Raw genomic sequence first — 5,830 nt, forward strand, 5'->3', positions numbered from 1 at the left:
TCTTTAAAACTCTTTAAAAAAAATAAATTGGTACAAAACCTAGTGTCAAAATATACAAAACCCGCTGGCAAGCTACACCGAACCTTAAAAAAGATTACACAGAATCAAAAAGTTATAGCACGATAAAAGTGCTGTGGCGGAGGGGGTGGGATTCGAACCCACGGTACAGTCTCCTGCACGCCGGTTTTCAAGACCGGTGCCTTAAACCGCTCGGCCACCCCTCCAAACTAGATATGCTTTTTGACAAATTTCTTGTAAAAGGTCAATCATTTTAATACGCATTTTAAAGCGTTCTTTGTAAAACTATTTAAGTTTCAATTAAAATAATTTTTCATAAGTTAATTCTTTGAGTGTGTTATCTAAGAGTTTCATTTCTAAACATGATAGTTTTTTCTGAAAAAATGAAAGGTAATTATGATATTTATCATTTTTTTCCTGTTTAAAAGTTTTTTATAAAGCAATATTTTTTTAAAGTTCTAACAATCGTTTTCGTAATAATAAGAAATGTTTAGTTGAAAATGTTTGATAAATTATATTAAATTCCGGTCGTGTATTTTTGAATTATTTTACCTTTCCAGATATTTATTTTATTTAGATCGTTCATATTGGCGAAAAGAAAATGTTATTACTCTAACAGTTTATGAGAGATAAATTTGTAAGAATGACATATATATTCAAGGAAAGTTTTTATTGAGTTTAAATTAAGTATAATTCAATAAGAAAGCTCTTTAAAAGATTTTAATTTTTTAAATAAAAATATTCAGATATTTAGTGCGTCTAAAGAGTACCTTGGAGGGAATGGCTGATTTGCACTATTTGAATAAAATTTTATGTAAGATTTGCATCGATAGTTTAAAATTTTTTCTAGATATGACTGGAAATTAGGTATATTTATAATGTTTTTTCTGTGGGATAAGCAAAAAGTTAATTTGAATGGAAGAAAAAATTATTGAGCAATACACTTAGATCAATAGATAATTTGTTAAGGTATTACATAGTTTTTCAAGAATAGAACTTAAAAATGCTAAATTATGCAGAAGCAGAAAGCATAAACTTTAACAGACAAGGTTTTAAAAGCCGATTCATTTACAAACATGTGTAAAATAAAAAATGGTGCCCCCAGAGAGCGAATCAGGCTTTAGCAACAAGATTCAAAGTATATAAAGATGTATAAGGGCGTATTGATGTCTATAGCTTTTTATGATTCAATAAAAAAATTAAGTATTAAAGGAACAATCTCAAATCAGAAATTAAAGGTGGTCTAAAAGGTGGACCAAAAAAGGTGGACGAGCAATGCTTGAAAAGGTGGACGAGAGGGGACGTTAAGTGAGGGCAATTCATCGGTTATCAGCATTACTTGTAAAGTCCTCTCTACAAGGAAAATATTGTGATGGGGCAGGGCTATGGTTGAATGTTCGAAAAGACAATACACGCTCTTGGTTTTTTCGCTATACGCACCATAATAAGCGCCGTGAAATGGGACTTGGTCCTGTTACGAAACTCTCTTTAAAAGAAGCGCGTGAGCTTGCAAGATATTATAGTGATATTCTTAAAGAAGGCAATGATCCTATTGTCTTTCGAGAACAGACTATTTTAAAACAGCAAAGCAATATTTTTCAAGAAATTGCAAAAGCGGCTTTTGAAAGCAAAAAAGCAGAGTTGAAAAATGAAGGTAAAAACGGCCGCTGGTTTTCTCCACTAGAGTTGCACGTGATTCCACACATAGGCAAATTACCTATAGAAAAATTAACAGCCAATATCATTCGCAATGTTCTAGCACCCCTTTGGCATGAAAAAGCAGACACAGCGCGAAAAGCGCTTAACCGTATCAATATTTGCTTGAAATATGCAGCGGCTCTTGGTTTAGATGTTGATCTACAGGCTTGTATGAAGGCACGCGCGCTTTTAGGAAAACCACGTACGACTTCAACAAATATTCCTGCTATGCTATGGCAAGAGGTTCCGGCATTTTATCAAAGCTTAGATGATAAGATCCTTTCAAATTTAGCATTGAAGTTACTTATTTTGACGGGAGCACGGTCATATTCATTGCGCTATTTGCGCCTTGAACAAGTTGACAAAAATATATGGACGATACCAAAAGAAAACATGAAAGGTATTGTAGGAAAAGTTTCAGACTTTCGTGTGCCACTGAGTGATGAAGCTTTGAGAGTTATTGAAAAAACTCTCCCCTTTGAAAAGAATGGTTTCCTCTTTTCTGGTCTTACGGGCAAGCCAATTTCTGATGCCACCATGGCAAAGTATATGACAGTTTGTGGTTTGACTTATCGTCCCCATGGTTTTCGTTCAAGCTTACGGGATTGGATAGCAGAAACAACGTCAACACCATTTGAGATTGCCGAAACTGTTCTTGCCCATTCAGTTGGAAGTTCAGTGACAAAAGCTTATATGCGAACGGATTTTTTGGAACAACGACGTGTTCTCTTAGAACAATGGGCATCTTTTATATCAGGAACTACTTGACAGGATTATAACAATGTTTCTATTGTCGAATCAGATGCCTGAAAAACGCCTTAAATCGATAGCGGACAGATTGCCGACACAATCTCTTCTTCGCACATTAAAGGCTTTGACTCATTATATGTTACACGCATATAATGGCTTTGTCGGGTGTAGTTACGCTATACAATACCCTTTATGGGAAAAGCATAACCGACGGATTATCGACCGTGTTTTTCAGCACCAGGCACTCTTTTATTGAGTGTCAGTGAAAAACATCTAATCGATAGGAGTTCATCATGAACACTCTTATAAAAATATCAGAACAAGTCATTGATCAGCAAACCATTCAAACTGTTAATGCGCGTGAATTGCATACGTTTTTAGAAGTTAATATACGCTTCAACGATTGGATTTCACGACGGATTGAAGAATATTCTTTTCAAGAAAATCAGGACTTTGTGAGTTTTACTCAAAAAAGAGTAAAACCTAATCCCTTTCAGGAAAATCAAAGCTTTGTGAGTTTTGGTAAAAATTTACCGAAACCTAAAGGCGGGTCGTCCAAGTACAGAATATCATATCACTTTAGACATGGCGAAAGAGCTCTCAATGGTGGAACGTAATGAGAAAGGACGTCAAGCACGCCGTTACTTTATTGAGTGTGAAAAGAAACTAAGAAACCAATCTGTTGATTATGATAATGATACGCGCTTTGATTTGCCAAGCTATTGGGAAGGTATGAACGCTGGCGAAAAAAATTTATATCTTTTAGGTCCTATTCATATGCGTCTTCTTGATGCCTTCAGAGTAGATGAAGAGAACAGAAAATACAAAGCTCTCATTAAAGAAGCAAAACAGGTCTTAGAAAAATCTGTTACGAAAGCCGCTTAGTTTAAATCACAATCCATCTCCCCGTTTTAAAAGTGGGGAGGGGGTGAAGTTTTAATTTTTGAAATCTACTGTTTTAAATGCGCAAAGAGGTTGTCTCGCGCATCTAAAAATTAAACCTTTAATGTAGAAATAAATGCTTCATTCCTTAATTTTGCATCCTGCAATAAATCATTCCATTCTATTATTTCAACGGTTCCTCGAAAATCACCTTGTAGAAGAGTAGTTCTCCCTCGCCCATTAGCTGTTTTCTGCCATGTCGACGTTTGCGTTTTAAGTTCACCTTCTATATCGGCAATAATATAACAATAAAAAACACACTGCTCTGAAATCTTTATTTTCTTATTATCAAATGTCTTTATACTTTTTCCTTTAAGTTCGTTAAGGTATATGTTTATTTGTTCCATGGGGGTGTAACCCGTTTTATATGTTTTCTGACCTGGTCTTTTAAACTCCACCAACATTAACTTGTCCAGATCTGCATCAAGACGACCTTCAAGTCCTAGAGCATGCAATTTATCATAACATAATAAATCAGGACGAATTCTTTTTGTACTATTCTTCGCGATTTTTTTGATAGACACATCCGAAGCGAAGTATTTTGTAAATGTTAATCGCTCATCAATAATCCATAAATCATGCGTTAAATTTTCCTGAGATTCAGGATCATCGCCCCGAACACGCATTGGACAAATAAGTTCATGCAATGTTTTCTCTAGATGCGGGACTTCTTGACCATTAACATTTTTCTTAACCTCTATTATTAATTCTCCTAAAATATCAAGTATAACTTTACGACGTATAACATACTCTGCTAACTGTCTTGTTTCTTCATCTTTAACTTCTTTTGCAAGTTCAGAAATTTTTTGGGAAAAGCTGTATGTATTAGTATTCCCTTTAGTAATTTCACGGTATATGTTTTCAATTCTCAAATTTTGCTTTTTTTCTCTTCGAAGCTTATGAATAGCCAGTGTCTTAACAAAGTCTTCTGTATCCTTTGCAGATTTAGGAAGTTTTTCTAATAGTTTTTCATAATTATCAAAACAATAGGAAGGATGTGTTCTACAAAATTCTTTTAATTTATTTAAACGTTTTTCTTCGTATTCTTCATTTTCTGGAGCAAGAACGCTATCTACAATATTGTTAGCAACGGAACGTAAAATATTTTTCAATATTTTATTCTTAAAAGAAAAATGCGTTCTTTCTTGATTAACTCTATCATCTAAATACTGACCACTTATGCAACCATGATACACTAGCCCTTGGTCTCCAAATTTTCCGAAACCAATAAGGTTATCGATGCTTTCAGTAGTCACAGTACGATCATGTGCGAAAAGATGTAGATAGTGGTTCTTCCCTTTAAAGTTAAGGTTAGCATCCGCCATACAAATAAAATTACGAATTTTTAATAAACCAAAATCTGCGGTTTCAAGTGTAATCTCTCCCCTATTTTCTACTAAATATTTTTTAACTTTCTGCGCTAAATTGACAGACATCTGATCATCACGAAAAGTTATTTGAGGAAGTTGTTCTAAAATTAAATCTGAAAAAAAATGTGCCCCAATATGATCGATAATTGCTTCAGTTTCGCGTGGAAAATGTTTTTGGTACGCTACATCTCTTAAACCGGTAAAAATAATTTCTGTCCGGTTACTTCTTGATTAATAAGAGGTATTTTTGAATGATCAAGAATCTGATTTTCCTCTTCCAAACAAAATGTAAAGCTTCTCTGGTAAAGCTGATCTTCTTCAAGGAATATACTTTTAACTCGTATTTTCTTAAAGGCATCCAACCATAGCAGCCGCCCAACTCCTTTTCCTCCTTTTTCTAATTTAAAATTAGTATCTACAGTGCAAAAAGCTTGAAAGTGCTCATCATCCAATCCTACACCATTGTCTTTAACTATAATTTCAAGTGTTTCATTTTTATCTATATCTTTGATTTCTATATCTATGTTACCCGCGCTTTTGTAATCTTCTTGCTTAGAATCTTCAAGCGCGTGAATAGCGTTGCTTACCGCTTCAAAAACAGGCTGCAAAGCTTCCATTTCAGTGGACGGTTTAGGAAAACGACGAACTCTTCCAGCAAGATTTTCTTTCATAGAAAACTTTTCAGTTTTATTCTTTTCTTGTTTTTGAACTGCGACGTTTTCCATAATTATTCCCACCTTTTTAGCCGATAATATTACGAAATATACCTATTAAACGCACGTATATTAACAATTTGTTATTATTATAGAACAAATTTTTAATTCTTTGAAATCCACTGTTTTAAATGGGCGAAGGCATTCTCTATCGCCTCCATGAGACGAGCAAAATTAAGAAACCATTTGCTAAAGAATTTCGCGCGTCTCAGAGTATGTTTAGAGTCGGATATTTGGTTTTTGTGTAAAAATACTTACTAATGCATCCATAATACGTGAAAAATCAAGCGCTAATAAGAGTATAATGAGTACAATCCATTTCGTATAACGCGACATCAC

The 5,830-nt window shown here is 34.3% G+C and carries 3 protein-coding genes, 1 tRNA gene and 1 pseudogene; 2 read left to right on the forward strand and 3 right to left on the reverse strand.

Annotated elements, in window-relative coordinates; all coding sequences use genetic code 11:
* Positions 1-134 precede the first annotated feature (134 nt).
* Positions 135-224: transfer RNA gene (locus ACFILL_RS08605), tRNA-Ser, on the reverse strand.
* A 1,102-nt stretch (positions 225-1,326) separates the two neighbouring features.
* Between ACFILL_RS08605 and ACFILL_RS08610 the strand changes: the two genes are divergently transcribed.
* Together ACFILL_RS08610 and ACFILL_RS08615 are read left to right on the forward strand one after the other, a co-directional pair.
* Positions 1,327-2,484 carry a tyrosine-type recombinase/integrase gene (locus ACFILL_RS08610; RefSeq protein ID WP_375643764.1) on the forward strand — a complete coding sequence of 386 codons (1,158 nt, stop codon included), beginning with the start codon at positions 1,327-1,329 and terminating at the stop codon, positions 2,482-2,484.
* 275 nt (positions 2,485-2,759) lie between these two features.
* Positions 2,760-3,351: pseudogene (locus tag ACFILL_RS08615) on the forward strand (antA/AntB antirepressor family protein).
* A gap of 110 nt (positions 3,352-3,461) precedes the next feature.
* On the opposite strand, the gene ACFILL_RS08620 reads toward ACFILL_RS08615, so the two are convergent.
* Together ACFILL_RS08620 and ACFILL_RS08625 are read right to left on the reverse strand one after the other, a co-directional pair.
* Positions 3,462-4,844 carry a hypothetical protein gene (locus ACFILL_RS08620; protein WP_375643763.1) on the reverse strand — a complete coding sequence of 461 codons (1,383 nt, stop codon included), beginning with the start codon at positions 4,842-4,844 and terminating at the stop codon, positions 3,462-3,464.
* Between the two features lie 125 nt (positions 4,845-4,969).
* The gene (locus ACFILL_RS08625; RefSeq protein ID WP_375643761.1) at positions 4,970-5,503 is read right to left on the reverse strand and encodes an ATP-binding protein; all 534 of its coding nucleotides are present in this window, start codon (positions 5,501-5,503) and stop codon (positions 4,970-4,972) included.
* Between the last annotated feature and the right edge of the window lie 327 nt (positions 5,504-5,830).

This window comes from Bartonella sp. AP20NXHL (genome assembly GCF_042196165.1).
Classification (GTDB): Bacteria; Pseudomonadota; Alphaproteobacteria; order Rhizobiales; family Rhizobiaceae; genus Bartonella.

Excerpts from the sequence above, each read along its gene's own strand:
- ACFILL_RS08620 (WP_375643763.1), bottom strand. The coding sequence starts at position 4,844 with ATGTCTGTCAATTTAGCGCAGAAAGTTAAAAAATATTTAGTAGAAAAT.
- ACFILL_RS08625 (WP_375643761.1), bottom strand. The coding sequence starts at position 5,503 with ATGGAAAACGTCGCAGTTCAAAAACAAGAAAAGAATAAAACTGAAAAG.